22 protein-coding genes are annotated in these 26,126 nt (G+C 67.4%); 17 read left to right on the top strand and 5 right to left on the bottom strand.

Annotated features, from left to right (window positions below; all coding sequences use genetic code 11):
- Positions 1-2: 2 nt before the first annotated feature.
- Positions 3-722: a DNA-3-methyladenine glycosylase I gene (locus ACP15H_RS21515; RefSeq protein ID WP_425068178.1), complete on the bottom strand. Its 720-nt coding sequence runs from the start codon at positions 720-722 to the stop codon at positions 3-5.
- Between the two features lie 5 nt (positions 723-727).
- Positions 728-1,492, bottom strand: a complete 765-nt coding sequence (locus ACP15H_RS21510; RefSeq protein ID WP_425068177.1) for an alpha/beta fold hydrolase — start codon at positions 1,490-1,492, stop codon at positions 728-730.
- Between the two features lie 88 nt (positions 1,493-1,580).
- Here ACP15H_RS21510 and ACP15H_RS21505 point away from each other — a divergent pair, with 88 nt between their 5' ends.
- Positions 1,581-3,821 (top strand): arylsulfatase, encoded by a 2,241-nt coding sequence (locus tag ACP15H_RS21505; RefSeq protein ID WP_425068176.1) that lies wholly within the window; start codon positions 1,581-1,583, stop codon positions 3,819-3,821.
- The gene (locus ACP15H_RS21500; RefSeq protein WP_425068175.1) at positions 3,818-5,038 is read left to right on the top strand and encodes an MFS transporter; all 1,221 of its coding nucleotides are present in this window, start codon (positions 3,818-3,820) and stop codon (positions 5,036-5,038) included. Before ACP15H_RS21505 ends, ACP15H_RS21500 begins: the two co-directional genes overlap by 4 nt.
- A 41-nt stretch (positions 5,039-5,079) precedes the next feature.
- Here the strand turns inward: ACP15H_RS21500 and ACP15H_RS21495 are convergent, their stop codons facing one another.
- A complete protein-coding gene (locus tag ACP15H_RS21495) occupies positions 5,080-6,294 on the bottom strand; it encodes a CaiB/BaiF CoA transferase family protein (protein WP_425068174.1) in 1,215 nt (404 codons plus the stop codon).
- A 134-nt stretch (positions 6,295-6,428) separates the two neighbouring features.
- Between ACP15H_RS21495 and ACP15H_RS21490 the strand changes: the two genes are divergently transcribed.
- From ACP15H_RS21490 to ACP15H_RS21460, 7 genes are all read left to right on the top strand, one after another.
- The gene (locus ACP15H_RS21490) at positions 6,429-7,880 is read left to right on the top strand and encodes an amidase (protein WP_425068173.1); all 1,452 of its coding nucleotides are present in this window, start codon (positions 6,429-6,431) and stop codon (positions 7,878-7,880) included.
- A 22-nt stretch (positions 7,881-7,902) separates the two neighbouring features.
- Positions 7,903-8,685, top strand: a complete 783-nt coding sequence (locus ACP15H_RS21485) for an SDR family NAD(P)-dependent oxidoreductase (protein ID WP_425068172.1) — start codon at positions 7,903-7,905, stop codon at positions 8,683-8,685.
- Positions 8,686-8,798: 113 nt separating this feature from the next.
- The gene (locus ACP15H_RS21480; RefSeq protein ID WP_425068171.1) at positions 8,799-10,298 is read left to right on the top strand and encodes an amidohydrolase family protein; all 1,500 of its coding nucleotides are present in this window, start codon (positions 8,799-8,801) and stop codon (positions 10,296-10,298) included.
- A complete protein-coding gene (locus tag ACP15H_RS21475; protein WP_425068170.1) occupies positions 10,295-11,077 on the top strand; it encodes an aspartate dehydrogenase in 783 nt (260 codons plus the stop codon). The genes ACP15H_RS21480 and ACP15H_RS21475 overlap by 4 nt, the downstream gene beginning before the upstream one ends.
- The gene (locus ACP15H_RS21470) at positions 11,077-12,303 is read left to right on the top strand and encodes a M20 family metallopeptidase (protein WP_425068169.1); all 1,227 of its coding nucleotides are present in this window, start codon (positions 11,077-11,079) and stop codon (positions 12,301-12,303) included. The genes ACP15H_RS21475 and ACP15H_RS21470 overlap by 1 nt, the downstream gene beginning before the upstream one ends.
- 74 nt (positions 12,304-12,377) lie before the next feature.
- Positions 12,378-13,235, top strand: a complete 858-nt coding sequence (locus ACP15H_RS21465) for an ABC transporter substrate-binding protein (RefSeq protein WP_425068168.1) — start codon at positions 12,378-12,380, stop codon at positions 13,233-13,235.
- A 17-nt stretch (positions 13,236-13,252) separates the two neighbouring features.
- Entirely contained in the window at positions 13,253-13,960 is a 708-nt protein-coding gene (locus ACP15H_RS21460) for an amino acid ABC transporter permease (RefSeq protein WP_425068167.1), read from the top strand.
- Between the two features lie 190 nt (positions 13,961-14,150).
- On the opposite strand, the gene dapA is transcribed toward ACP15H_RS21460, so the two are convergent.
- The gene (dapA, locus tag ACP15H_RS21455) at positions 14,151-15,059 is read right to left on the bottom strand and encodes a 4-hydroxy-tetrahydrodipicolinate synthase (RefSeq protein WP_425068166.1); all 909 of its coding nucleotides are present in this window, start codon (positions 15,057-15,059) and stop codon (positions 14,151-14,153) included.
- A gap of 33 nt (positions 15,060-15,092) precedes the next feature.
- On the opposite strand from dapA, the gene ACP15H_RS21450 reads away from it, so the two are divergent.
- On the top strand, positions 15,093-17,954 hold the full coding sequence (locus ACP15H_RS21450) for an FAD-dependent oxidoreductase (RefSeq protein ID WP_425068165.1): 2,862 nt from the start codon (positions 15,093-15,095) through the stop codon (positions 17,952-17,954).
- A gap of 12 nt (positions 17,955-17,966) precedes the next feature.
- A complete protein-coding gene (locus tag ACP15H_RS21445) occupies positions 17,967-18,641 on the top strand; it encodes an isochorismatase family protein (RefSeq protein ID WP_425068164.1) in 675 nt (224 codons plus the stop codon).
- Positions 18,642-18,822: 181 nt separating this feature from the next.
- On the opposite strand, the gene hydA is transcribed toward ACP15H_RS21445, so the two are convergent.
- Positions 18,823-20,268, bottom strand: a complete 1,446-nt coding sequence (hydA, locus tag ACP15H_RS21440) for a dihydropyrimidinase (RefSeq protein WP_425068163.1) — start codon at positions 20,266-20,268, stop codon at positions 18,823-18,825.
- Positions 20,269-20,394: 126 nt separating this feature from the next.
- Here hydA and ACP15H_RS21435 point away from each other — a divergent pair, with 126 nt between their 5' ends.
- Genes ACP15H_RS21435 through ACP15H_RS21410 form a run of 6 tightly spaced genes read left to right on the top strand, consistent with a single transcriptional unit; the run spans position 20,395 to position 26,126 of the window.
- On the top strand, positions 20,395-21,402 hold the full coding sequence (locus ACP15H_RS21435; RefSeq protein WP_425068162.1) for a BMP family lipoprotein: 1,008 nt from the start codon (positions 20,395-20,397) through the stop codon (positions 21,400-21,402).
- On the top strand, positions 21,399-22,925 hold the full coding sequence (locus tag ACP15H_RS21430) for an ABC transporter ATP-binding protein (RefSeq protein ID WP_425069949.1): 1,527 nt from the start codon (positions 21,399-21,401) through the stop codon (positions 22,923-22,925). Before ACP15H_RS21435 ends, ACP15H_RS21430 begins: the two co-directional genes overlap by 4 nt.
- A complete protein-coding gene (locus ACP15H_RS21425; RefSeq protein ID WP_425068161.1) occupies positions 22,922-24,019 on the top strand; it encodes an ABC transporter permease in 1,098 nt (365 codons plus the stop codon). The genes ACP15H_RS21430 and ACP15H_RS21425 overlap by 4 nt, the downstream gene beginning before the upstream one ends.
- Before the next feature lies 1 nt (position 24,020).
- Positions 24,021-24,941, top strand: a complete 921-nt coding sequence (locus ACP15H_RS21420) for an ABC transporter permease (protein WP_425068160.1) — start codon at positions 24,021-24,023, stop codon at positions 24,939-24,941.
- 1 nt (position 24,942) lies between these two features.
- Entirely contained in the window at positions 24,943-25,332 is a 390-nt protein-coding gene (locus ACP15H_RS21415; RefSeq protein WP_422031567.1) for a cytidine deaminase, read from the top strand.
- 2 nt (positions 25,333-25,334) lie between these two features.
- Positions 25,335-26,126 (top strand): purine-nucleoside phosphorylase, encoded by a 792-nt coding sequence (locus ACP15H_RS21410; RefSeq protein WP_425068159.1) that lies wholly within the window; start codon positions 25,335-25,337, stop codon positions 26,124-26,126.

Genomic DNA, 26,126 nt, shown 5'->3' with positions numbered 1-26,126 from the left:
GGTCACGTCCGCATGGTTTCCGCGAGGCGCGCGGCATCGTGGTTCTCGCCGATCGACAGGGCGCAGATGCGCGAGATGTGGGTGAGCGGCAGGCCGCTCTCTTCGGCCCAGGCATTGATCTGCGCCTGGGCGAGCTTCTGGTCCTTCTTGGACGTCCCCTTCTCGCTGATCGGCACGCCCGCGTCGCGCAGGCACATCAGGAGATCGCCGGTCAGGATGAAGGAATCGCGCCCGAGGAAACGCAGCAGGTATTGTCCGGAGAAGCCGCCGAGGCGGGAGCCGCGCTTGGCGAAGACTTCCAGCAGGCCGATCTGGTCGTCGGCCGGCCAGGCGGCGAGGAACTTGCCGAAGCTGCCATGCTCCGCCGCGATGTCGGTGACGAACTTCGCATTGTCGCGCACCGAGCGGATGCTGGTCGGATTGCGCACGATGCGGGTGTCCCGCGTCAGGCCCTCCCAGAATTCGGCCGGCTGGAACAGGAGCCGCTTGGGATTGAAGCCGAGGAAGGCCTCCTCGAAGCCCGGCCACTTCTTGTCGATCACGCTCCACACGAAGCCGGCGCAGAACACGCGGCGCGCCATCTCGGCCAGCACGCGATCGTCCGTCAGCTTGGCCAAAGCCTTGTTGTCGCGTTTCTTCGGCAGCAGGGCCGCCAGCGCCTTCTCGCCGCCCTTGCGCCGGGCGGCGCGCGCCTGGATCGACTTGAAGCTGACCCTTGCCACCACAGCTACTCGAGCCAGCCGTCGAAGAAGTCGAACACGGTGGCCTTGAACATCGGATGGCCGATACACGAGAAGTGATCGCAGCCCGGCAGGGTCACTGCCTTGGCGCCGGGAATGGCGTCGGCCAGGCCCTGCGGCGGGCCGGCCAGCTGGTCGCGGGCGCCGGCGACGACGAGGGTCGGACGCCGGATCGCCATCAACGAGTCGCGGGTGAGCGGCAGGCGCGGTCCGCGCGAGCAGGCGGCCAGCGCCAGCCGGTCCTCCTTCTGCTCGTCGGCGAAGTGGCGGAAGCTCTTGAGCATGGGGTCGGCGATCTCGTCGGGGCTGGCGGCTTCCATGGCCTCGGCCATCGCGCCTTCCGCGCGCGGCGGATCGAACAGTTTGCCGCCGACGCCCGCCACCACCAGATGATCGATGCGGCCGGGATCGAGCAGGGCGGCTGTCAGCGCGATGTGCGAGCCCATCGAGAAGCCCAGCACGTGCGCGCGCTCGACGCCGGCATGGTCCATCAATGCAAAAACATCGCGGGCCATCGCCTCGCGATCGTACAGGGCCGGATCGTGCGGCTTGGCGCTCTCGCCGTGGCCGCGATTGTCAAACGCGAAACCGCGGAGTCCCTTGGCGGCGAGGGCGTCGTACCAGCCCATGCGCTTCCAGTTCTCGGAACGGTTGGCGGAGAAGCCGTGCACCAGCACGATCGCCTTGCGGTCATCGGCGGAACCGAATTCGTCGTAGGCGAGGTCGAGCCCATCGGAGGTGAAGTGAGCCATGACTTTCCCTAACAAGTGCCATGAACTGCGACAAGGTTGATCGATCTGCCCAAGTGTCGGACAACCGCGACAACGAAAGAGGAAACGCATGACGGGACATCACGGGAAGATCGGCAAGACTGTTCAGGAGTCACAGCCCCACTGGCCGGAAGCCCCGAAGCGGCCGAAAGGCGCCCCGAACATCCTCGTCATCCTGTTCGACGATGTCGGCTTCTCCGACTTGGGCTGCTACGGCTCACCGATCGAGACACCCGTGATCGACGCCCTCGCCAAGCGCGGGCTGCGCTACACCGGCTTTCATACGACGGCGATGTGCTCGACCACGCGGGCCGCCCTGCTGACCGGCCGCAACCATCATTCGGTCGGCGTCGGCTGCCTCGCCAACTTCGATTCGGGCTATCCCGGCTATCGCGGCAAGATCAGCCGCGAGGCCGGCACCATCGCCGAGATGCTGCGCCCGCACGGCTATCGCAACTACATGCTGGGCAAGTGGCACGTGACGCCGCTCACGGAGTCCGGCGCGACCGGCCCGTTCGATGGCTGGCCGCTGGGCCGCGGCTTCGACCGCTATTACGGCTTCATGGACGCCGAGACCGATCAGTTCGCCCCCGAGCTGGTGCGCGACAACACGCCGGTCGATCCGCCGGGCACTTTCGCCACCGGCTATCATCTCACCTCCGACCTGGTCGACCAGGCGATCCGCTATCTCGCCGACCATACCGCCGACAATGCCGAAACGCCGTGGCTCACCTGGCTGGCCTTCGGCGCCTGTCACGCGCCGCACCAGGCGCCGTTCAACCTCGTCTCCAAATACGATTCGATCTTTGCCGAAGGCTGGGACGCCGAGCGTGAAAAGCGCCTCGCGCGCCAGATCGAGATGGGCATCGTGCCGAAGGGCACGCAGCTGCCGCCGCGCAACGATTCCGTGCGGCCATGGGCCGAGATTGCCGAGCCCGAGCGCCGCCTGTTCACCCGGCTGCAGGCCGCCTACGCCGCCATGCTCGACCATGCCGACCAGCATATCGGCCGCCTGATGGCCTTCCTCGAGAGCAGCGGCCAGCTCGACGACACGCTGGTCATCGTCATGTCCGACAACGGCGCCAGCCAGGAGGGCGGCCCGTTCGGCATGATCAACGCCATGGGTCCCTACAATCTCCGTCGCGAATCGCTCGAGGAGAAGATCGCGCGCATCGAGGATATCGGCGGCCCCGACACGCACTCGAACTTCCCGTGGGGCTGGGCGATGGCGGCCAACACGCCGCTGCGCCGCTACAAGCAGAACACCCATGGCGGCGGCATCCGCGATCCGCTGGTCATGGCCTGGGACAAGGGCATCCCCGCGCGCGGCGAACTGCGCCATCAGTTCTGCCATGCCAGCGACCTGGTCCCGACCCTGCTCGACGTCGTCGGCATCAAGCCGCCCAAGGCGATCAACGGCGTGAAACAGATGCCGCTCGAAGGCACCAGCTTCGCCAGGAGCCTCAAGAATGCGAAGGCCAAGTCGAAGGCCAAGCCGCAATATTTCGAGATGTTCGGCCATCGCGGCCTGGTGCAGGACGGCTGGAAGGCCGTCTCCTACCATCCGCCGGGCGCCGACTTCGCCAACGACAAGTGGGAACTCTACCATCTCGACCAGGACTTCAACGAGACCAACGATCTCGCCGAGAAGGAGCCGGAGCGGCTGAAGGCGATGATCGACGAATGGTGGCGGCAGGCCGAGGCGCACAAGGTGCTGCCGCTCGACGACCGCTTCGCGCCGCGCTTCGCCGACAATGCCAAGCGTTTCCACGGCCCGCGCAACCGCTTCGTCTTCCACGCCGGCATGGGCCATGTGCCGACCGACGTGGCGCCCGACGTGCGCAACCGGACCTACACGATCGAGGCCGACGTGCAGGTCGACGGGGCGATGACCGAGGGCGTGCTGATCGCCCATGGCGACGCCACCACCGGCTATTCGCTCTACATGAAGGACGGCAAGCTCGCCTACGACATGAACATCGGCGGAGAGCATCACCTGATCGTCTCCGACCGGCCGGTACCGGCGGGCAACCGCAAGCTCGCGGTCCAGATGCGGCGCAACAAGGGGCGCAACCTCGCCACCCTCCTGATCGACGGCGAGCCGGCGGGCAGCTTCGACACGCAGAACGGCTTCGTCAGCTTCATCTCCTGGTCGGGCCTCGACATCGGCCGCGACCGGTCGAGCCCGGTGTCGCATTACGAGGCGCCGTTCGCCTTCACCGGCAAGCTGCGCAAGGTCACCGTACTCATGGACGACGACCAGGTGCTCGACGCCGAGCAGGCAGCCGCGGCGGCGCTGGCGCGCGAGTGAGCGTCGCCTCGCCGGGGAGGGGTGTCGACAGCGCCTATGCGTGGCGGCTGGCGCTGGTCTCGATGGCCTGCGTCGCGCTGGGCGGCGGCGGCATCTACCTGCCCATGGTCGGCCTCAAGGAGATGGCGGCCGATTTCGGCGACCAGCGCGCCGTGCCGTCCTTCGCCTACATGGTGGGCTTCTTCGGCATGGGCGTGGGTGGCGTCTTCATGGGCTGGCTGGCCGATCGTACCAGCCCGCGCGTACCGCTCGTCATTGCCGGTGTCTGCATCGCACTGGGCGGCTGGGTCGCCTCGCGCGGTGGAGAGCTTGCCCTCTATGCCGGCTATGCGGTGCTGCTGGGATTCCTGGGTAATGCCGGCACCTTCACGCCGGCGATGAACAACGTGCAGGGTTGGTTCGACAAGCGGCGCAACATGGCCGTCGCGCTCATTTCCATCGGACCGGCGGTGGCCGGCTCGGTCTGGCCGCAGGTCTATCGTCTGCTGCTGCCGGAGATCGGCTGGCGCGACACGCTGCTGGTCTACGGCCTGTCGGCCGGCGGGCTGTTGCTGCTGGGCGCACTCTACGTTCGGGCGGCGCCGACCCTGCGCGGTCCGGGCGGACGGCGGCGCGAGGAGAAGGTGCACCTGCCGCTGCCCTCTTCGACGATCATGCTGCTGCTGTCGGCGGCGGGCTTCTGCTGCTGCACCGCCATGGCGATTCCCTTCGTTCACATGGTCGCCTTCTGCGGCGACCTGGGCTACCCGGCGGCACGCGGCACCGAGGCGGTGTCGCTGGTGCTGCTGTCGGCGATCGTCGCCACCTTCGTCATGGCGCGGCTGGCCCAGCGCATCGGTCCCTTGCCTGTCAGCCTGCTCTGCTCGGTGATCCAGATCGGCTCGCTGGTCGGCTTCCTCTATGTCCGCGACATCAACGGCATCTATGCGCTGTCCCTGCTGCACGGCATTCCCTTCATCGCCATCGTGCAGGGTTATGCGCTGAACCTGCGCTTCCTCTACGGCCCGACGATCGCCGGCTGGCGACTGGGCGTGGTGATGCTGTTCGCGATGGCCGGCATGGCGTCGGGCGGCTGGCTGGGCGGCTTCATCTTCGACGCGACGCTGTCCTACACGTCGGCCTTCCAGTCGGCGCTCGCCTTCAACCTGCTCAACCTGATGCTGCTGGGCATCCTCTATACGGCCCAGCGACGTCGGCACATTGTGGGCTTGCCTTAGCTTTCATCTCCTCCCCCGTAAGACGGGGGAGGAATAGAGAGTTAGATGACCTTGCGGGCCTTGAGGCCCTCTATCTGCGCAGGAGTCAGGCCCAGGCCGCCATACACCTCGTCATTGTGCTGGCCGATCGCCGGGCCGGCATGGCGTACGGCGCCCGGCGTTTCGGAGAAGCGCGGCACCACGCCCTGCATGCGCACCGAACCCAGCTCCGCGTCAGGCACGCTCACGATCGCCTGACGCGCCGCGAACTGCGGATCGGCGAACACGTCGGCGATGTCGTAGATCGGCGAGAAGCCGACCTCGTGACGGGTGAACGTCTCGCGCAATTCGGCGAGGGTCAGCTTGCCGATGGCAGCACCGACAATCTCGTCGAGCTCGCGGTAGTTCTTCACCCGCGCCGGATTGAGGGCAAATCGCGGATCCTCCAGCAGGTGCTTCAGGTCCAGCGCCGCGCACAGCCGCACGAAGATGCTCTGGGTCGAGGCCGCGATCGACGCCCACTTGTCGTCGGCCGTGCGATAGACATTGCCCGGCGCGGCATACTGGCTGCGGTTGCCCGACCGCGTGCGCACGGCGCCGAGCTGGTCGTATTCGATGGCCAGGAATTCGAGCGTGCGCATCATCGCCTCGGTGGCCGAGCAATCGATCTCCTGGCCGCGCCGCTCGGGATGCTGCGTGAGATCGTGCAGGGCGGCCAGGATTCCCACCGCGCCGAACAGGCCGGCGACGGCATCGGAGATCGGATAGCCGAGATGCAACGGCCGGCCGTCCTCCTCGCCGCAGATCTGCGTGAAGCCGCTCATCGCCTCGAAGATCCGGGCGAACCCCGGCCGCCCCGCATAGGGACCGTCCTGGCCGAAGCCGGTGACCCTGAGGATCGTGAGGCGCGGATTGAGCCCCTGCAGCCAGGCCCGCGTGATCCCCCAGCCGTCGAGCGTGCCCGGGCGGAAGTTCTCCACCAGCACGTCGGCGTCGGCCACCAGCTTGGCAAAGAGATCGCGGCCTTCGGGCAGGCGAAGGTCGAGCGTGATGCCCTTCTTGTTGCGGTTGGTGACCTTCCACCACAGCGGCACGCCGTCCTTGTGCGGCGCCAGCGCGCGCAGCGAATCGCCGACGCCCGGTATCTCGACCTTGACGATCTCGGCGCCATAGTCGCCCAGCAGACCCGCCGCGAAAGGGCCGGCCACGACCGTCGAGATATCGAGGATGCGCAGCCCTTTGAGCGGGCCGGCGGCTTCGGGGCGATCGGTTTTCATCGGGCGTTTCCTCGTGGGCGAATATCGGGCCGGCGCGCATGCGGAGCCGTCAAGGCAGCTAAACCGGCTTTGCGCGACAGGGAAGGCAGACAGGACGCAGCGAAGGCTGGCACAGTGGTGACTGGAGGCAATGCATGAGCAACGAACTTTGGCGTCTTACCGCAGTCGAGGCCGTTTCGCGTCTCAAGAAGAAGGAGATTTCGCCCCTCGACCTGGTGGAGGCTTCGGCCGCGCGCATGGCCGACGTCGAGCCGGCGGTGAACGCCATGCCGACGCTCTGCCTCGATCGCGCGCGCGACCATGCGAAGCGGATCATGGAAGGCACCGCCAACGAGGCCGAAGGCGAGGCGGGCTGGCTGGCCGGTCTTCCGGTCTCGATCAAGGACCTGACCGATGTGGCCGGCGTGCGCACCACCTACGGCTCGCCGATCTTCGCCGACCATGTGCCGGAGAAATCGAACCCGCTGGTCGAGCGCATCGAGCGCAAGGGCGGCATCGTGATGGGCAAGTCGAACACGCCGGAGTTCGGCGCCGGCGGCAGCACCTTCAACGAGGTCTTTGGCCGCACGCGCAATCCCTGGAACACCTCGCTCACCTGCGGCGGCTCCACCGGCGGCGGCTCGGTCTCGGTGGCGACCGGCGAGGTCTGGCTGGCACACGGCTCCGACCATGGTGGCTCGCTGCGGCGGCCGGGCACCTACTGCTCGACGGTCGGCCTCCGCCCGTCGGCGGGTCGCGTGACTCGCGGCACCTCGAACAACCTCTATTCGCCGCAGTCGGTGCAGGGGCCGATGGCGCGCAACGTCGCCGACCTGGCGCTGTTCCTCGACACGATGTCGGGCTTCTGCCCCCTGGATGCCATGACCTTCGACGCCCCGGCCGTGTCGTTCAGCGCAGCCGTGGCCAGTCCGGTCTTGCCGAAGCGCGTCGCCTTCACCATCGACTTCGGCGGCCGGTTCGAGGTCGACCGCGAGATCCGCGAGATCTGCACGAAGATGGCGCAACGTTTCGAGGAGCTGGGCTGCATCGTCGAGGAGGTTTCGCCCGATTTCGGTCCGGTCGACGAAGTGTTCATGGCCTTCCGCAGCCAGCAGTTCCTCGTCGATCGCGAGCTGCAGATCCAGCAGTACCGCGACAAGTTCAAGCCCGACATCATCTGGAACACAGAGCTTGGCCAGAAGCAGACGACGAGCCGGCTCGCCTGGGCCGAACGCGAGCGCGCGGCGCTGTACCGGCGCATGTTCGCCTTCTTCCAGACCTACGACCTGCTGGTGACGCCGGGCGCGCCGACCGCCGCCTTCGACGTCAACCTGCGCGCGCCGGAAACCATCGCCGGCAAGAAGCTCGAGAACTACATGTCGGGCTCGACCCTCAACTCCGCGATCACCGTGACCGGCAGCCCGGCGATCGCCGTGCCCTGCGGCTTCGACAGTTTCGGGCGGCCGGTGGGCCTGCAGCTGGTCGGCAAGCCGCGCGGCGAGGCGGCGCTCCTGCAGGCCGCGGCGCTTTACGAGAAACTGGTCGGATTCGATCGGCTGCTCCCCATCGACCCCAGGCCGGGAACCGTGCCACCCTCCTCCCCATAAAACGGGAGAAGGGGGAGAAACGATGCGGGTCGTCATTACCGGCGCGAGCCGTGGAATCGGTCGAGCGACCGCGTTGAAACTGGCCGCCGACGGCGCCGAAGCCATGACGCTGTGCGACGTGGCCTATCTCGACGAGCTCGAGGCGCTGGCCACCAACCTGCGCACCTCGGGCTGCACGGTGCGCACGCTCAAGGCCGACATGGCCAAACCCACGGAGCCTGCCAAGGTGATCGCCGCGGCGGTCAAGGCGATGGGCGGCATCGATGCGCTGGTGGGCAATGCCGGCATCACCGCGCCCGCGAAGCTGGTCGATCTCGACCTCGCGACCTGGGATCGGGTCTTCAACATCAACCTGCGCGCCAACTGGCTGCTGGCAAAGGCGGCCCATCCGCATCTCAAGCGCTCCAAGGGCGCCATCGTGATGCTGGCTTCGATGGCCGGCGTCGTGCCGCAGCTTCCGACCGGCGCCTACAGCCCGACCAAGGCGGCGCTGATCATGCTGACCGAGATGATGGCCCAGGAATGGGCGCCCGACGGCATCCGCGCCAACGCCGTCTGCCCGGGCTTCGTCCATACCTCGATGACGGACGCGATCTACAGCAAGCCGGCGCTGGCGCGCGGGAGGGCCAGGATGGTGCCGCTCGGCCGGGTCGCCAAGCCGGGCGACATCGCCGACGCCATCGCCTTCCTGCTGGGACCGCAGGCCAGTTACATCACCGGCCAGTCGCTGCTGGTCGACGGTGGCCTCGTCCATTCGGTCCTCAACCATGTGCCCGGAGTCGCGGCGACACCGAAGTCGAAGTAGAGGGCTGCCGACGTTGACAGCGGAAGCGGCAGCCTTCTTGCTTACGGTTCCGGCAGAGCGCGTCGCAGCGGTGCCGCGCTTCCGTTAGATCCCTAGCTCCCGCGAGGACCGCCATGGGCATGTTGAGCGACGAGGAACATGACGGGTTGCTGCCGGCCCGGCTGGCCGGCAAGGCGACCCCGGTGCCGACCCAGGTCGTTTCCAGCGACGAATTCCTGCCGGTGCCGCAGACCGAACAGCAGAAGAAGGTCGAAGCGCGCATGAATGCGCTCGGCGACGAGTTTGGCCGGAAGAACGGCCTGTCGCGCCGGCGCTTCTTCCAGACCGCCGCAGGCATGGCGACGGCCTTCGTCGCCATGAACGAAATCTACGGGCCGCTCTATGGCGCCTCGCCGGCCGAGGCGAAGAGCGTCGACCTCGCGCAAGCACGGGCCGATGGGCTGAAGGATCAGTTCGTCATGGACGTGCACACGCACTTCCTGCGCGACGACACGCGGCTCGAAGGCTTCGTGCGCGGCCGCGAGGCCGTAGGCAAGGCGGGATGGAATCCCGGACTCGTCGACAGGCCGCAGACGATCGACGATCTCAAGTATCCGAACTGGTTCAAGGAGATCTATCTCGACAGCGACACCAAGGTGGCGCTGATCAGCGGTTCGGCGTCGGAAGATCCGCGCGACTGGTTCCTGACCAACGAGATGAAGGCCGAGGCGCGCGAGAAGGTGAACAAGGCGGCCGGCTCCAAGCGCTGCCTGTCGCACGCCATCTTCACGCCCGGTTACGACGGCTGGATGGACGAGGTCGACAAGTGCATCGCGACGCTGAAGCCGGATTCCTGGAAGGGCTACACGGTCGGCGACAACACCAACAAGGACCTGGCGCGCCATCCCTGGCGCATGGACGACGAGAAGCTCGTCTATCCCTTCTATGAAAAGATGCTGAAGGCCGGCAACGACATCGTCTGCGTGCACAAGGGCCTCTATCCGCCGTCGGTCTCGCAGCGCTGGCCGCATCTCACGCAATACGCAACGGTCGACGATGTCGGGAAGGCGGCCAAGGACTGGCCGCAGATCCGCTTCGTCATTTACCACTCGGCCTTCCGCTGGACCGGCGCCCCGGGCGCTGCGGCGAGTGGCTACGACCAGTTCGAGAAGACCGGCCGGGTCGACTGGACGACCGACCTGGCGGAAATTCCCGCGAAGTACGGCGTCGGCAACGTCTACGCCGACCTCGGCCAGATCTTCGCCCAGACGACGGTGACGGAGCCGCGCCTGTGCGCGGCGCTGATGGGCATGCTGATCAAGGGCATGGGCGTCGATCATGTCGTCTGGGGCACCGACGCGGTTTGGACCGGCGCGCCGCAATGGCAGATCGAGGCGCTGCGTCGCCTCGAGATTCCCGAGGACATGCAGAAGAAGTTCGGCTTCGCGCCGCTGGGCGGCGCCGACGGCGCGGTCAAGCGCGCGATCTTCGGTGAGAATTCGGCCAAAATGTACAAGTACGACATCAAGAAAGCCGCCTGGCGCGACGACCGCTTCGCCGCGATCAAGTCGGACTATGAGCGTGCGGGCCGCGAACCGTCGAACCTGCGATATGGGTTCGTGGTTCCCTCGTGACGCGATACGGCATCGTCGGTTTCGGACGGATCGGTCGACGGTTGGCGGTACGCATGCCGGGCGTCGCCGCGATTCTGGTGCGGCCCGCGCACGTGCAGGAGGCCTCTGCGATCGTGGGCAGCGCGGCGGTTTGCACGTCGCTCGACCAGTTCATCGCGCGCCGGCCCGCGGTTGCGATCGAGTGTGCCTCCGCATCGATGCTGGCCGAGACGGGATCCCTGTTGCTGGCCCAGGGCATCGACCTGATCCCCCTTTCGCTCACGGCCTTCGCCGATCAGCGGATCGAGGACGGGTTGATCGAGGCTGCCGAAGCGGGGCCGGGCCGCCTGGAGATCGCGCCCGGTGCGATCGGGACGCTCGACCTGCTGGCGACGGCGCGCGAGGAGGGGCTGAGCCGCGTGATCTATCGTCAGCTCAAGTCACCCGCCATGTGGCGATTGACGCCGGCCGAACGGCTGGCCGATCTGGCATCGATCGAGACGCGCCGCGTCTTCTTCAAGGGCAGCGTGCGCGAGGTCGCGCGTCACTTCCCCAACAACTTGAACACATCGGTCGGCGTCGCGCTGGCCGGGCTCGGGCTCGATCGAACGGAAGCCGAGCTGGTGGCTGATCCGGCGATCAGCGAGACCGGCCATGAACTGGAGATCCAGGCGGCACCGGGTAATGTCGTTCTGAAAGTCGGGGGACGCGACGTGCCGCCCGACGGCGACCCGATCGACTACACGACGTTCAGCCTGATGAGGCTGCTGAAACGCCGGGAAGCGCGGATGGCGATCTGATGGAAGACTCCGTTTCCTTTCTGCGCCAGCTCATTGGCGCCCAGACGGGCGGCGAAGCCGCCGTTCAGAGCGTCGTTGCCGACGCGGCACGCGCTCTGGGCTGCACCGTCGAGACGGTGCGCTACAAGCCCGGCGACGTGCCCATGGTCGGGGAGTTCGCGGCGAGCCGCGCCATGGTCGAGGGCGAGCGCGAGAGTGTCGTCGCGACCTTCGAGGGTGCCGGGGAGGGGCGCAGCGTCATCTTCTTTGCCCATCCCGATGGCGAGCCCCTCGCCGGGCTCGACGCATGGCGCCGCGATCCCTTTGGCGGCGTCGTCGACGGCGGCCGGATCCACGGCTGGGGCGTGGCGGACGATCTGTCCGGCGTGGCGATGATGATCGACGGGTTGCGCGCACTGCTCGCCTCCGGTCGCCGGCCAGCCGGAGACGTGATCCTGGCCAGTACGCCCAGCAAGCGTCACGCGCGCGGTGTGTCGGCCCTGCTCCATGGCGGACTGAGAGCGGATGCGGCCGTCTATTGTCATCCCGCCGAATCGGGTGTGGGCATGCGGGAGATCAAGGCCTTCTGCCTGGGCCAGCTCGACTTCCGCATCACCGTCGAGGGAAGGCCGCCCGCGACCCAGGAGATCAGCCATCTCGCCTTCGCCCATCAGGCCGATAATCCGGCCGACACGCTGATGGAAATCCATTCGCGTCTGAAGGCGCTGGCGGACCGACGGGCCGAGACCGCTCGCCATCCGCTGCTGGAACAGGCGGTCGGCCGCTCCTCCAACCTGCTCATCTCTTACATGGCTGTCGGTACGCCCGGCACTCACACGCGGATCGCGTCGCACGGCCTCATCGAGGGGGCGCTTTCATTGCTGCCGGGCGAGGACATGAACCGTGTCCAGGCGTCCGTCGAAGAGGCCGTGAAGGGCCTGGCGCGCATCGACTGGGTGTCGGGCATATCGGGCGCCGAAGTGCCGACGGACAGCCCGCTCTATCGCATCGTCGCCGACGCCATCGTGGCGACCACCGGCGAACGGCCGCACGTCAATCCGCTGCACACCGCGAGCGACATCCGCAATCCGATCGTCCAGGCTGGCATCCCGACGATCGGGCTGGGGCCTCTCGGTGGCGATCTCACGCAGAACGGCCTGCACGATGAATGGGTCGACGTCGAAGACTATCGGCGGGCGGTCGAGGTCGTGTCGGACATCATTGTCGGCTGGTGCGGTACGGTCTGAAACATCCCGGGACAAGGGGGGATTTCGGCGTCAAAATTGCATGCGATCGTGGGGATCGTGTTCCGGGGGAAATCATGAACAATTTCAATGACATCAAGCTGCAGCGCCGCGGCCTTCTCGGCGCCGCTGCCGCCGCATCGGCAATGACTCTGGTTCCGGGCGCGCTGCGCGCCCAGCCGAAGATCGCGCCGCCCACCCTCATCAAGGCCGGTACGCTGATCATGTCGATCAATCCGACATTGCCGCCCCTGCAATATGTCGACGACAAGGGCCAGCTGAAGGGTATGCGGGTCGAACTCGCCGACGAATGCTGCAAGCGGCTGGGCCTTGCGCCGGAATATATCCGCACCGAATTCGCGACCATGATCCCCGGCCTCGCCGCCAAGCGCTGGGACATGATCAACACCGGCATCTTCTGGACCGAAGAGCGGTCCAAGCTGATGTACATGGTGCCGACCGAGCAGGCGGCCATCAGCTTCCTCGCCGCCAAGGGCAATCCGCTGGGCCTCAAGACGGTGGACGATCTTGCCGGCAAGCGCATCTCGGTCGAGCTGGGCGGCATCGAGGAGCGGCGCACCCGCGAAGTCGCCGAGATGGTGGCCAAGAAGGGCCTGAAGCCCATCACCGTCATGACCTTCAACAACTTCGCCGAGGCCTTCCAGGCGCTCAAGGCCGGTCAATCCGACGCCGCCACCAGCATCGATGCCACGGCGATGTTCATGCAGCAGCGCGGCGACTTCACGCGCGCGATCAGCGGCGTGTTCCCGCAGATTGCCTGCTTTGCCTTCGCCAGCAAGGCGCTGGCCGATGCCGTCGTCGGCGCGCTGAACGACCTGAAGAAGGACGGGTTCTACGACAAGCTGCTCGACCAGTACGGCGTGCTGAAGATCGACGAGGCGACCTTCTCCATCAAGGGGCCGGGGCCCGCCTAGCGCCCCGCGGTGCCGGCATGAAAGTCTGGAACTGGGAAGGCTTCTGGGGGTACTTCACCAACCTCTACCTTCTCGAGGGGGCGCTGTGGACGATCGGCCTCACGATCAGCACGCTCATCCTGGGCGGAATCCTCGGCCTCGTGCTCGCGGTGATGCGGCTCAGCAAGCACAAGGGGCTGGTCCGCGCGGCGCAGACCTATATCTGGATCTTCCGCGGCACGCCGTTGCTGGTGCAACTCATCATCATCTACACCGGCCTGCCGCAGCTCGGGCTGGTGCGCTTCTCGGTGCTCGAATCGGCGATCCTCGGCCTGGCGCTGAACGAGGCGGCCTATCTTTCGGAGATCCTGCGCGGCGGCATCCTGTCCGTCGCCAAGGGGCAGACCGAGGCGGCCAGGGCTATGGGGTTGAAGCCGCACCAGATCTTCCGGCTGGTCGTGTTGCCTCAGGCCTTGCGCGTCATCATCCCGCCGCTCGGCAATTCGGTGAACGGCCTGCTCAAGACCACGTCGATCGCTTCGGTGATCTCGATGGAAGAGGTCCTGCGGCGCGGTCAGATCCTGATGCAGCAGAAATTCCAGGTGCTCGAGGTCTTCATCGTCGTGGCCATCATCTACCTGGCGATGACCACCTGCTGGGACTTCGTGCAGCGCCGCATCGAGGCCTATTACGGCAAAGCCTATGGGGCCGCGGTCGATGGCCAGCTGGCACGTGACGATCGCTGATCTTGGCGCTGACTCTTCTCCTCGATTTCCTCCCCCGACTTACGGGGGAGGGCAGGGAGGGGGAGGGCAACCCGATGATGGTCGATTGGAGAGCGTTCGGACCCGTGGCTTTCCCCCACCGGCCTTCGGCCACCTCCCCCGTATGACGGGGGAGGAAAGTTGCGCTCGGAGTGGCGCGCTCCATCCCGCACTAGGCGCGGGCGCGCGCCGCCTCTTGGGGCAGCACGCCCATCTGGTGCAGCACGTCGCGCAGCGCGGGGAGTTGCGCCTCGGGCAGCGGCAGGCGCGGCGCGCGCGGCGGGCCCATCGGCATGCCCATCATCTCGAAGGCGGCCTTGGTGCCGGAGACGTAGCGCGGGCCGCCGACCCACCAGAGCAGCGGCGTCATCTTCATGTAGAGCGCGAGGGCGGCATCCATGTCGCGCTTGTCGGCGACCAGCTCGAACAGCTCGGCCGACCAGCGCGGAATCACGTTGGAGCAGACCGCGACCCAGCCTTCCGCGCCCAGCCAGAAGGATTCGTAGCCAAGGACGCCGGCAAAGACCGTCATCTTGTCGCCGGCGAGGCGGATGATGTCGCGCACGCGCGTCGGATCGAGCGTCGATTCCTTGACGTAGAGGCAGTTCGGGATCTCGGCGATGCGCGCGATCAGCTCCGGCTGCATGTCGACGTTGGCCGTCGCCGGATTGTTGTAGACCATGATCGGCAGCGAGATCGCGTCCGCCACCTTCTTGTAGTGGGTGAAGAGTTCGTCGTCGGTCGGCACGCTGTAGAAGGGCGGGATGATCATCACGCCGTCGGCGCCCATGGATTCGGCCTCGCGGCTGGTGCGGATGACCTCGTCGGTCCATTCCGCGCCGGTGCCGATCAGCACCGGGACCCGCCCGGCCGCCTGCTTCACCACGATCTCCACGATCTGGCGGCGCTCGTCCGGCGTGACGCTCAGGAACTCACCGGTGCTGCCCAGCGGGATCAGGCCGTGGATGCCCTCGGCGATCTGGAAGTCGACCAGCCGGCGCAACGCCGCCTCGTCGACCTTCCGGCCGTCGGCGGTGAAGGGCGTGATCAGGACGGTGTAGGTGCCGCGGAACTTCTTCATGCTGTGCCTCCGGCAACATTGTAGACCTTTTGCATGCGCCTGAAACATCCCGACATGCGGCCCACGGGCGCGCCCATTCGACTCTCCTTCGACGGGCGCGAGATCGCGGCGTTCCAGGGAGAGACGATCGCCGCGGCGCTGGCGGCGTCGGATGTCGTCGCCGTCCGGGAGGCCCGCTCCGGTGCGCCGCGCGGGCCCTTCTGCGGCATGGGCGTCTGCTTCGACTGCCTCGTCACTGTGGATGGCCGCCCGAGCCAGCGGGCCTGCCTCACCAAGGTCGAGCCCGGCATGAAGGTGTGCTCCTCGCCGCTGGCGGACTTGCCGACAGAGACGAGGACGGAAGCCGCAGCGGCCGAAGAGGTAACCTGCGACGTGCTGGTGGTCGGCGCCGGTCCGGCCGGGCTGGTCGCGGCCCGCGCGTTGGCCGTGGCGGGGGCCTCCGTCGTGGTTCTCGACGAGCGCCTTCATCCGGGCGGGCAGTACTTCAAGCCGTTGGCGCCGTCGCACGAGGCTGATCTCGCAACCCTCGATCGCCAGTTCCGGGATGGCGCGGTGCTGCGCCAATCGACGCTGGCGGCGGGCGCTCGGATCCTGAACGACGCGACTGTCTGGGCGGCCTTCTCGGTCCAGGAAATCGCCGCCGTCGTGGCGGGCCAGGCAATGCTGTTTCGGCCCAAACGCCTGGTGCTGGCGACCGGCGCCTACGAACAATCGCTGCCCGTTCCGGGATGGACCTTGCCGGGCGTGATGACGGTCGGCGGCTTGCAGACGCTCGCGCGTTCCTATCGCGTGGCGCCGGGCCAGCGCATCGTGATTGCGGGCAACGGCCCGCTGTGCCTGCAGACCGCGGCGGAGCTGATCGACGGCGGCGCGAATGTCGTTGCGGTGCTCGAGGCGGCGCGGCGGCCTGGTCTCGCGCAGTGGCGCGCGGTGGCGCGAGCCGCCGCGGCCGATCCCTTTCTCATCGCGCAGGGAGCGCGCCTTGCGGGGCGGCTGGGCAATCTCCTCCATTGGGAGGCCAGGGTGACGCGGCTGTTGGGCGAGGATCGCGTGCGTCGAGTCGAAGCCGGCGCCTTCGCGATCGACGCCGACATCGTGGCGCTGGGTTACGGCTTTGCCTCCTCTTCGGAGATTGCGCGCTCGCTGGGCTGTGCCCATCGATTCGTGGCGCGTGGCACCGGGTCGATGGAAACGCTGACGGATGGTGAGGGCCGTTCGAGTCTGCGGGAAGTGTTCGCGATCGGCGACGGCGCGCGGTTCGGCGGCGCGCAGGCGGCGATGGCGCAGGCAACCATTGCCGCTGCTTCCATTGCCCGGGATCTTGGTCTTGAGGGCATCAGGAGCGACGAAGCCCGACGGACGTTGAGCCGGTCCCGTCGCTTCCAAGCGGCCTTGTGGCAGCTGTTCGACGCACCGCCGCTCGATCCCGCAACGATCGAAGACGCCGCCATCATCTGTCGTTGCGAAGAGGTGACGGCGGGCGACCTGCGGACCCTGATCGCGGCCGGCCACGATTCGCCCGCTGTCCTGAAACGCAAATGCCGCGTCGGCATGGGTCGATGCCAAGGGCGCTATTGCGCGTCGCTGGTGGCCCGCCTGACGACGAGCGAGGTCGGGGAGTTCGACCTGTTCGCGCCGCGGCCGCCGGTCAAGCCCGTGCCGATCCGCGCGCTGACGGTGGAGCAGGGTGAGTGGGGCGGCCACAAGGAATTCGTGCCGCCGGACATGTCGCGGCCGCGCGAGAGCGAACCTCTGGCGCCCGAGACGGTCGACACGCTGGTGATCGGCGGTGGCGTGGTGGGCTCGTGTCTTGCCTACTGGCTGGCGCGCGAGGGCATCGAGACGCTGGTCGTCGAGCGCGACGAGGTGAATCTCCAGGCCTCGGGCGCCAATGCCGGCAGCCTGCATGTCCAGCTCCTGTCGTTCGACTTCGGAGCCAAGGCCCAGGCCGGCGGCGGTCCGGCAGCGGCCACCTTGCCCTTGGGCCCGGCCTCCGTGGCGCTGTGGCGCGAGATCGCGACCGATACCGGTCAGGACCTTGAAATGAAGGTCATGGGCGGGCTGATGCTGGCCGAGACCGCGCGCGACGTGGAATTCCTCAAGGCCAAGATCGCGATCGAGCGGCAGCATGGTGTCGAGGCCGAGTTGATCGGCGCCAACGAGCTGCGCCGCCTCGAGCCGGGCGTGAGCGACGTGGCGATCGCCGCCGAATGGTGCCCCGGCGAGGGCAAGATCAATCCGCTGCTGGCCACCTATGCCGTGGCCGAACGGGCGCGTGCCCTGGGCGCCCGCTTCCGCCGCGGCAGCGACGTGCAGTCGATCGAGCGCACCGGGCGCGGCTACCGTGTCGTCACCAGCCGCGGCGAGATCGCCTGCCGGCGCATCGTGAACGCCGCCGGCGCGTGGACGCCGCAGGTTGCCGCGCATCTCGGCGTGACGGTCCCGGTCAAGGGCGCGCCCCTGCAGATGATCGTGACCGAGCCGGCGCCGCCCACCATCGAAAAGCTGATCGCCCATGCCGACCGCCATCTCACCCTGAAGCAGATGGCGTCGGGCGCCTTCCTGATCGGCGGCGGCTGGACGGCGGGTCTCGACGAAGGCCAACGCCTGTCGCGCGCGCTGCGCTCGAGCGTCGAGGGCAATCTCTGGATCGCCAGCCGCGTCATCCCCGCGCTCGCCGATCTCCACGTCGTGCGCATCTGGGCCGGCATGAACGTCAACGTCGACGGCGCGCCGATCCTGGGCGAAGTGCCGGGCCTGCCGGGCTTCTACAACTGCGTCGGTTCGAACGGCTACACGCTGGCGCCGGTGCTCGCACGCCTGACCGCCGAGATGCTGGCCGGCCGCAGCACGAGCCTGTCCGTGGCGCCCTATTCGATCCAGCGCTTTCACTGAGGAGGCCTTCGCATGGAAACCTCGACCAGGACGGCGCGCCAGCTCTACGAGGCGCTGAAAGCCCATCCGCAGCGGCGCCGCTTCGGCTTTGGCGTCAAGCCCGCCTTGGTGAACGTCGATCTTCAGAACGCCTACACGCGGCCGTCCGAATTCGCGACGGCCTACGAGACCGATCCGCGCCAGATCGAGCATGTGAACCGGCTGGCACGGTTGCTGCGCTCTCGCGGCTGTCCGGTGATCTGGACTTACGTCGCCTATCTCGAGTCGGGCGAGGATTGCGGCGTGTGGGGAACGCGGGCCGACATGTCGGCGTCGTTGCGAAGCATCACGGCCGGCGACCGGCGGGCTCAACTCGACGATCGCTGCGAAATCGACCGAGACCACGACATCGTCATGAACAAGCGCATGGCGTCCGCGTTCTTCGAGACCAACCTCGGATCACTATTGACCTTCCACAAGGTCGATACGCTGATCGTCACCGGTGGTTCGACGTCGGGCTGCGTGCGCGCCACGGTGGTCGACAGCCTGTCGCGCAGCTTCCGCACGATCGTTCCGGAGGAATGCGTCTCCGACAAGCACGAGAGCCCGCACTTCGCCAATCTCTACGACATGATGGCCAAATACGCCGATGTCCTGCCTGTGGCCGACGTGATCGATTTTTTGGAGCGCTATGAGTCGGTGACCTAGAGTCTTGGCGTCTCAGATTGACCAAACCCACCTCATCCTGAGGAGCCACGCGCAGCGTGGCGTCTCGAAGGATGGGCAACAGGCGTGGTGTGTGTAGCCCATGCTTCGAGACGGCTGCTGCGCAGCCTCCTCAGCATGAGGTCGGTCTTGGGCGAAGCGATTCTTTTCTGCAGAGAATGCGTCAATTGAAGATCGACGGATCGATCAGCGGCCGGCCGCGCGGGCGGGCGGCTTCGGGGCGGTCGCATTTCTGGAACTGGCCGCGGCCGGCGGAGCCGCTCATGCGGCCTTCTTCCATCACGACTTCGCCGCGCGACAGGGTCATCACCGGATAGCCGGTGAGTTCGCGTCCCTCGTAGGGCGTGTAGTCGCAATTGTGGTGGAGGATCGAGTTGGTGAGGCTCACCCGGCGCTCGGGATCCCACAGCACGATGTCGGCATCCGAGCCGACCGCGATCGTGCCCTTGCGCGGGTGCAGGCCGTAGATCTTGGCGGCGTTGGTCGAGCTCAGCGCCACGAACTGCTGCAGGGTGATACGGCCCTTGTTGACGCCTTCGGAGAAGAGCAGCGGCAGCCGGGTCTCGACACCGGGCACGCCGTTGGGAATCTTGCGGAAGCTCTGGGCCGCGCCCGGCAGCTTCTTGCCGCGCACATCGTCGAACTTGAAGGCGGCATGATCGGACGACAGGACCTGGAAGGTGTTGGCCGAGAGGCCGGTCCAGATGTGCTCCTGGTTGTCGGTGCCGCGCGGCGGCGGCGAGCAGACGCACTTGGCGCCTTCCTCGCCCGGCTTCTCGAAATCCTCTTCACTCAGGAACAGGTATTGCGGGCAGGTCTCGCCATAGACACGCAGGCCGCGCGCCTGGGCGCGCTGGATCTCGTGCATGGCTTCCTTGGCCGAGACATGGACCAGCAGCATCGGCACGTCGAGCAGCTCGGCCAGCGAGATGGCGCGGTGCGTGGCCTCGCGCTCGACCACGAAGGGGCGCGAGGTCGCGTGGAACTTGGCGGCCGTCATGCCCTTCAGCTCGAGCCGCTCGGTCAGCCAGGTGATGCAGTCGGAGTTTTCCGCATGGATCATGAGCATCGCCTGCTCGCGGCGCGCCGCGGCCAGGGCGTCCAGCATCTCGCGGTCGGTCAGCTTCACGTCGTCATAGGTCATGTAGACCTTGAACGAGGTGTAGCCGTCGGCGACCAGGGCGGTGAAATCCTGCCCCATGATCTTCTCGCTGGCATCCGACAGGATCACGTGGAACGCGTAGTCGATCAGCGACTTGCCTTCGGCGCGCTTATGATACTTGTTCACGGCGTCGCGCAGCGGCTGGCCCTTGTTCTGGTAGGCGAAGGGAATGATGGTCGTCGTTCCGCCTGCCGCGGCGGCGCGGCTGCCGCTCTCAAAATCGTCGCAGAAGACCGAACCGTCGGCCGTGTCCTGGTCGAAATGGACATGCGCATCGATGCCGCCCGGGACCGCGATCAGGCCGGTGGCGTCGATCTCGCGGCGGCCCTTGTCGAGCCGTTCGCCCAGTGCCACCACGCGCCCACCGACGACACCGATGTCGCCTTTCACCACGTCCGAAGCCGTGGCAATCGTCGTATTGCGGATGACGAGATCGTACTCGGCCATGTGTCCTCCCAGGGCGCCTTTGCGCTGTAGTATAGCAAGTCCCGTGCCCGCTCCTGGTCGTCCAGTCTCCGCCTAGACCGGGGGCGCGGCCCGGTCCAAACTCGCGCCAACAACATGGGAATGGCAATGAAACGTTGGGTTGGCCCCCTGATCTCCGTGCTGGCCGCCGTCGGCCTCGGCGCGCTGGCGCAGGCACAGACCGTCGCCATCAAGCCGGCGATCGTCTTCAGCACCGGCGGCAAGTTCGACAAATCCTTCAACGAGGGGGTCTGGCAGGGCGCCGAGCGCTTCAAGAAAGAGACGAACATCGCCATCTCGGAGTTCGAGCCCAGCAACGAGACCCAGTTCGAGCAGGCACTGCGGCGCTTTGCCCAAAGGGGGCAAGACCCGATCATTGCCGTCGGCTTCGCGCAGGCGGTCGCCCTCGACAAGGTCGCCCGGGAATTCCCCAACATCCACTTCACCGTCATCGACAGCGTGGTGGACCTGCCCAACGTCCAATCGGTCGTGTTCAAGGAGCAGGAAGGCTCGTTCCTCGTCGGCGTGCTGGCGGCAATGGCCTCCAAGACCGGCAAAATCGGCTTCGTGGGCGGCATGGACATCCCGCTGGTGCGCCGCTTCCAGTGCGGCTTCGAGCAGGGCATCAAATACGCCAGCCCCAATGCCGAGCTGATCACCAACATGACGGGCACGACGCCCGCCGCCTGGAACGACCCGGGTCGTGGCGCCGAGCTGGCCAAGGGCCAGTTCGATCGTGGCGTCGACGTCGTCTATGCCGCCGCCGGCAGCACCGGGCTCGGCATCCTCCAGGCGACCAAGGATCGCGGCAAGCTGGGCATCGGTGTCGATTCCAACCAGAACCATCTGCATCCCGGCAACATGCTGACCTCGATGCTGAAGCGCGTCGATCTCGCGGCCTATGACAGCTTCAAGGCCGCCCGGAACAACGAGTGGAAGGGCGGCGTGCAGGTGCTGGGCCTCAAGGAAGGCGGCGTCGACTGGGCGCTCGACAAGGACAACGAAAAGCTCATCACGCCGCAGATGAAGGCCGCGGTCGATGCCGCGAAAGCCGCGATCATCTCGGGCCAGATCGTCGTCCACGACTATATGAGCAACAATTCGTGCAAGAGCTGACGGCCGACGCTGCCATCGAGCTTCGGCGGATCGACAAGTCGTTCGGCAGCGTGCAGGCGGTGCGCGGCGCCTCGCTGCGGATCGAACGCGGCAGCATCACCGGCATCGTGGGCGAGAACGGCGCCGGCAAGTCGACCCTGATGAGCATCCTCTACGGACTCCATCGGGCCGATGCCGGCGAGATCCTGGTCGATGGACGGCCGGTCGAGATGGCCAGCCCGCGCGATGCGATCGGCCACGGCATCGGCATGGTCCACCAGCATTTCATGCTGGTCGACAGCTTCACCGTGCTGGAGAACCTGATCCTGGGCGCCGAAGGCAGCGCGCTGCTGGCCGGCGGCCTGGCGGCGGCCCGGACGGAGCTGGCACGGCTCGCACGTGAATACGGGCTCGCCATCGATCCCGATGCGCTCGTGGCCGACCTGTCGGTGGGCGAACAGCAGCGGGTCGAGATCCTCAAGGTGCTCTTTCGCGGCGCCCGTATTCTCATCCTGGACGAACCCAGCGCCGTGCTCACGCCACAGGAGACCGACCGGCTGCTGGAGATCCTGCGCGTGCTGCGCGACCGCGGCGTCACGGTCGTGCTGATCACCCACAAGCTGCGTGAGATCCTGAGCGTGACCGACAAGGTGGTCGTCATGCGTCGCGGCGAGGTCGTGGCGGAGCGTACCACGGCTGAGACCGATGCCGAGGAACTGGCCGAACTGATGGTCGGCCGCAAGGTGCGTCTCGATCTCGACAAGGCGCCGGCCCGGAAAGGCGAGACGAGGCTGGCCGCGCGGCACCTGTCGCTGGTCGATCGTCGCGGCGTCCGTCTGCTCGACGACATCTCGCTCGACGTGAAGGCCGGGGAGATCGTGGGCATCGCCGGCGTTTCCGGCAACGGCCAGAGCGAACTGCTGCAGGTTCTCGCGGGCATCCGGCCGCCGACCGGCGGTGAGATCGAGGCCTGCGGACGCAGGGTCGATGCCGCCCATCCGGTCGATCCGGCCGAGATGCGGGATCTCGGGGTGGCCCATGTGCCGGAAGACCGGCTGCGGCAGGGGCTGGTGCCGGCCTTCCTCGCGTCGGAAACCTCGATCCTCGGCTATCAGGATCGCGAGCCGTTCTGCCACAACTACCTCATGGACGGTCCCGCCGTCGGAAAGTACTGCGCCGATCTCATGGAGCGCTTCGACGTGCGGCCGCGTACGCCGGGCCTGCGCTCGTCGAACTTTTCCGGCGGCAACCAGCAGAAGCTGATCCTGGCGCGCGAGATGGCGCGCAATCCCAAGGTGCTGCTGGTCGGCCAGCCGACGCGCGGGGTCGACATCGGCGCCATCGAATTCATCCGCCGCGAGCTGGTCCGCAGTCGCGATGCGGGCTGCGCGGTGCTGGTCGTATCGGTCGAACTGGAAGAGATCCTGTCGCTGGCCGACCGCATCCTGGTGATGTTCGGCGGCCGCATCGTGGGCGAGGTCGCGGCCGGCGAGGCCGACGAGCGCACGCTCGGCCTGATGATGGCGGGTGCCCGCGCCGCATGAGCGCCGGGCGCCGTCCATTGCCTGGCTGGGTCGAGATCGGCCTGCTGCCGCTCGCCAACATCGCGATGGCGTTCCTCGTGGTCGGCCTCATCGTCGAGGTCATCGGAGTCGATCCCTTCCATGCCCTGAAGCTGCTCGTGCTCGGCGCCGTGGGATCGTCGGAATCGATCGGCTACACGCTCTACTACGCCACCAACTTCATCTTCACGGGGCTTGCCGTGGCGGTGGCCTTCCATGCCGGTCTGTTCAACATCGGCGGCGAAGGGCAGGCCTATATCGGCGGGCTGGGCTGCGGCCTCGCCGTGCTGGCGCTCGATGGCATCCTGCCGGGCCTGCTGCTGATCCCGCTCGCCATCCTCGCCTCGGCGGCGTTCGGCGCGGCCTGGGCCGCCATTCCGGCCTGGATGCAGGCCTGGCGCGGCAGCCACATCGTCATCACCACCATCATGTTCAACTTCGTGGCCTCGGCCCTGATGGTCTACCTGATGGTGAACGTGCTGATCGCGCCGGGCTCGATGACGCCGCAGAGCCGCGGCTTCGCCGCCTCTGCCGCGGTGCCGTCGATGCAGGCCGCGCTTCAGTGGATCGGCATCACCGTCGCGCCCTCGGCGCTCAACCTGTCGCTGCTGCTGGCGCTCCTGGCCTGCATCGGCGTCTGGATCTTCCTGTGGCACACGCCGTGGGGCTACGGGCTGCGCACCATGGGGCAAAATCCGGAAGCGGCGCTCTATGCCGGCACCAACCTGAAGCGCACCACGATGCTCGCCATGTGCCTGTCCGGCGCCCTCGCGGGCGGCGTCGCGGTCAACGAGCTGCTGGGCGTGCATCATCGGCTCGTCCTCGACTTCGCCGCCGGCTACGGCTTCACCGGCATCGCGGTCGCGCTGATGGGGCGCGGGCATCCGCTCGGCATCGTGCTGGCGGCGCTGCTGTTCGGCGCTCTGCAGCAGGGTGGTGCCGAGCTCAATTTCGAGATCCCGAAGATCACGCGCGAGATGGTGGTGGTGATCCAGGGGCTGGTGATCCTGTTCTCAGGCGCGCTGGTTCATCTGCCGCGGCCCTGGCTGCAGGCGCTGTTCGCGCGAAAGGGCTGACGTGGAGGAGGCGCTCACGCTCGTCGTCGCGACGCTCGCCGCCACCCTGAGGGTTGCGACGCCGCTGGTGCTGTGCGCCATGGGCGGGCTGTTCTCCGAGAAGAGCGGCATCATCGATGTCGGGCTCGAAGGCAAGATGCTGATGGCGGCGTTCTTCGCGGCGGCCACCGCGTCGCTCACCGGATCCGCCTGGGCGGGGGTGGGCGCCGCGATCCTGGCCGCCGAGATGCTGGCGCTGCTGCACGGATTCGCCTGCATCACCCATCGCGGCAACCAGGTCGTGAGCGGCATCGCCATCAACATCCTGGCGATGGGTCTCACGGTGGTGCTGGGCACCGCTTGGTTCGGGCGGGGCGGCCAGACGCCGCCGCTGGCCGGGGCGGAGCGTCTCAACCCGATCTTCTTCCCCGTCGCCGGCGACAATATCCTGGTCTACGCGGCGCTGCTCTCCGTGCCCTTCGCCTGGTGGGTGATCGAGCGCACGCGCTTTGGCCTGCGGTTGCGCGCCGTGGGTGAGGTGCCCTTGGCCGTGGACGCCGCAGGAATCTCGGTGTCGTGGCTGCGTTACCGCGCGGTGCTGATCTGCGGCCTGTTCGCCGGCCTGGCCGGCGCCTATCTGTCGATCGCGCAGAATGCGGGGTTCAGCCGCGACATGACGGCGGGGCAGGGCTTCATCGCCCTGGCCGCCATCATCTTCGGTCGCTGGCGGCCGGTGCCGGCCTTCGGCGCCTGCCTGGCCTTCGGCCTGCTCGACGCCATCGCCATCCGCCTGCAGGGCGTGAAGCTGCCCGGCATCGGCGAAGTCCCGGTGCAACTGATCCAGGCTTTGCCTTATCTTCTGACCCTATTCCTGTTGGCCGGTTTCATCGGCCGCACCGTCGCGCCGAAGGCGGCCGGCGTGCCTTACGAGAAGGAGCATTGAGATGAACGACCTTCTCCACCTGGCGCAGCGGATGATGCTGCGCGCCCACGCCCCCTATTCGAAGTTCCATGTCGGCGCCGCCGTGCGGGCCGAGGACGGCTCGATCCATGGCGGCTGCAATGTCGAGAACGCGGCCTATCCGCAGGGGCTTTGCGCCGAGGCGGGCGCCATCGCGGCCCTGGTCGCGGCGGGCCACAAGCGCATCCTCGAATGCGTCGTGGTCGGGCCCGGCCCTGAAGTCATCACGCCCTGCGGCGGCTGCCGGCAGAAGCTGCGCGAGTTCGCGGGCGACGACGTGCCGGTGCATCTCTGCGGTCCCGACGGGCTGCATCGCACGGTGACGCTGGGGCAGCTCCTGCCGATGTCCTTCGGCCCGCAGCATTTCGGCTAGCCGTGAGCGACGCTCTCGAGCGGGCCGCGCCGGGCTTTCGACCGAAGGTCGCGGTGATTCTCGGCTCCGGCCTCGGCGGTTTCGTCGAGGAGGTGACCGCGGTCGCCACGATCCCCTATGCCGACCTGCCGGGCTTCCCGCGGCCGACGGTCGGCGGTCATGCCGGCCGGCTGGTGCTGGGCCATGTCGGCGCGACGCCCGTCGCGGTGCTGCAGGGCCGCGCGCACTACTACGAGCGCGGCCGGGCCGACGAGATGAAGGGCGCCATCGATGCGTTGGCGGGACTGGGCTGCGAGACCCTGCTGCAGACCAATGCGGCCGGCAGCCTGCGGCTCGACATGCCGCCGGGCTCGGTGATGGCGATCAGCGATCACATCAACTTCGGCGGCATCAATCCGCTGTTCGGCGTCGGGCCGGGCGACAGCCGCTTCGTCGACATGGTCGACGCCTACGATCCGGCATTGCGCACGAAGCTGATGGACGCGGCGCGGGCGGCCAACGTCGTGTGTCATGAGGGCGTTTACATCTTCTTCAGCGGGCCGAGCTTCGAAACGCCGGCCGAGATCCGCGCCGCGCGCGTGCTGGGCGCCGATGCCGTGGGCATGTCGACGACGCCCGAGACCATCCTGGCGCGCCACGCCGGCCTCAAGGTGGCGGCGTTGTCGCTGATGACGAACTATGCCGCGGGCCTGGTGCCGGGCGCGCTGGGCCACGACCAGACGCTCGCGGTGGCGGCCGCCGCGGTGGACAAGGTGCGCCTCGTGCTGCGCACCTTCCTGGAAGGCTGCGCATGA

Source organism: Reyranella sp., from assembly GCF_965249915.1.
Classification (GTDB): domain Bacteria; phylum Pseudomonadota; class Alphaproteobacteria; order Reyranellales; family Reyranellaceae; genus Reyranella.
This window is presented reverse-complemented; position numbering and strand designations above follow the sequence as displayed.

Bases quoted from the DNA above. Each gene is read 5' to 3' on its own strand.
- ACP15H_RS21510 (WP_425068177.1), bottom strand. From the start codon at position 1,492: ATGGCTCACTTCACCTCCGATGGGCTCGACCTCGCCTACGACGAATTC.
- ACP15H_RS21505 (WP_425068176.1), top strand. From the start codon at position 1,581: ATGACGGGACATCACGGGAAGATCGGCAAGACTGTTCAGGAGTCACAG.
- ACP15H_RS21495 (WP_425068174.1), bottom strand. From the start codon at position 6,294: ATGAAAACCGATCGCCCCGAAGCCGCCGGCCCGCTCAAAGGGCTGCGC.
- ACP15H_RS21490 (WP_425068173.1), top strand. From the start codon at position 6,429: ATGAGCAACGAACTTTGGCGTCTTACCGCAGTCGAGGCCGTTTCGCGT.
- ACP15H_RS21485 (WP_425068172.1), top strand. From the start codon at position 7,903: ATGCGGGTCGTCATTACCGGCGCGAGCCGTGGAATCGGTCGAGCGACC.
- ACP15H_RS21480 (WP_425068171.1), top strand. From the start codon at position 8,799: ATGGGCATGTTGAGCGACGAGGAACATGACGGGTTGCTGCCGGCCCGG.
- ACP15H_RS21470 (WP_425068169.1), top strand. From the start codon at position 11,077: ATGGAAGACTCCGTTTCCTTTCTGCGCCAGCTCATTGGCGCCCAGACG.
- ACP15H_RS21465 (WP_425068168.1), top strand. From the start codon at position 12,378: ATGAACAATTTCAATGACATCAAGCTGCAGCGCCGCGGCCTTCTCGGC.
- ACP15H_RS21460 (WP_425068167.1), top strand. From the start codon at position 13,253: ATGAAAGTCTGGAACTGGGAAGGCTTCTGGGGGTACTTCACCAACCTC.
- dapA (WP_425068166.1), bottom strand. From the start codon at position 15,059: ATGAAGAAGTTCCGCGGCACCTACACCGTCCTGATCACGCCCTTCACC.
- ACP15H_RS21450 (WP_425068165.1), top strand. From the start codon at position 15,093: ATGCGCCTGAAACATCCCGACATGCGGCCCACGGGCGCGCCCATTCGA.
- ACP15H_RS21445 (WP_425068164.1), top strand. From the start codon at position 17,967: ATGGAAACCTCGACCAGGACGGCGCGCCAGCTCTACGAGGCGCTGAAA.
- hydA (WP_425068163.1), bottom strand. From the start codon at position 20,268: ATGGCCGAGTACGATCTCGTCATCCGCAATACGACGATTGCCACGGCT.
- ACP15H_RS21435 (WP_425068162.1), top strand. From the start codon at position 20,395: ATGAAACGTTGGGTTGGCCCCCTGATCTCCGTGCTGGCCGCCGTCGGC.
- ACP15H_RS21425 (WP_425068161.1), top strand. From the start codon at position 22,922: ATGAGCGCCGGGCGCCGTCCATTGCCTGGCTGGGTCGAGATCGGCCTG.
- ACP15H_RS21415 (WP_422031567.1), top strand. From the start codon at position 24,943: ATGAACGACCTTCTCCACCTGGCGCAGCGGATGATGCTGCGCGCCCAC.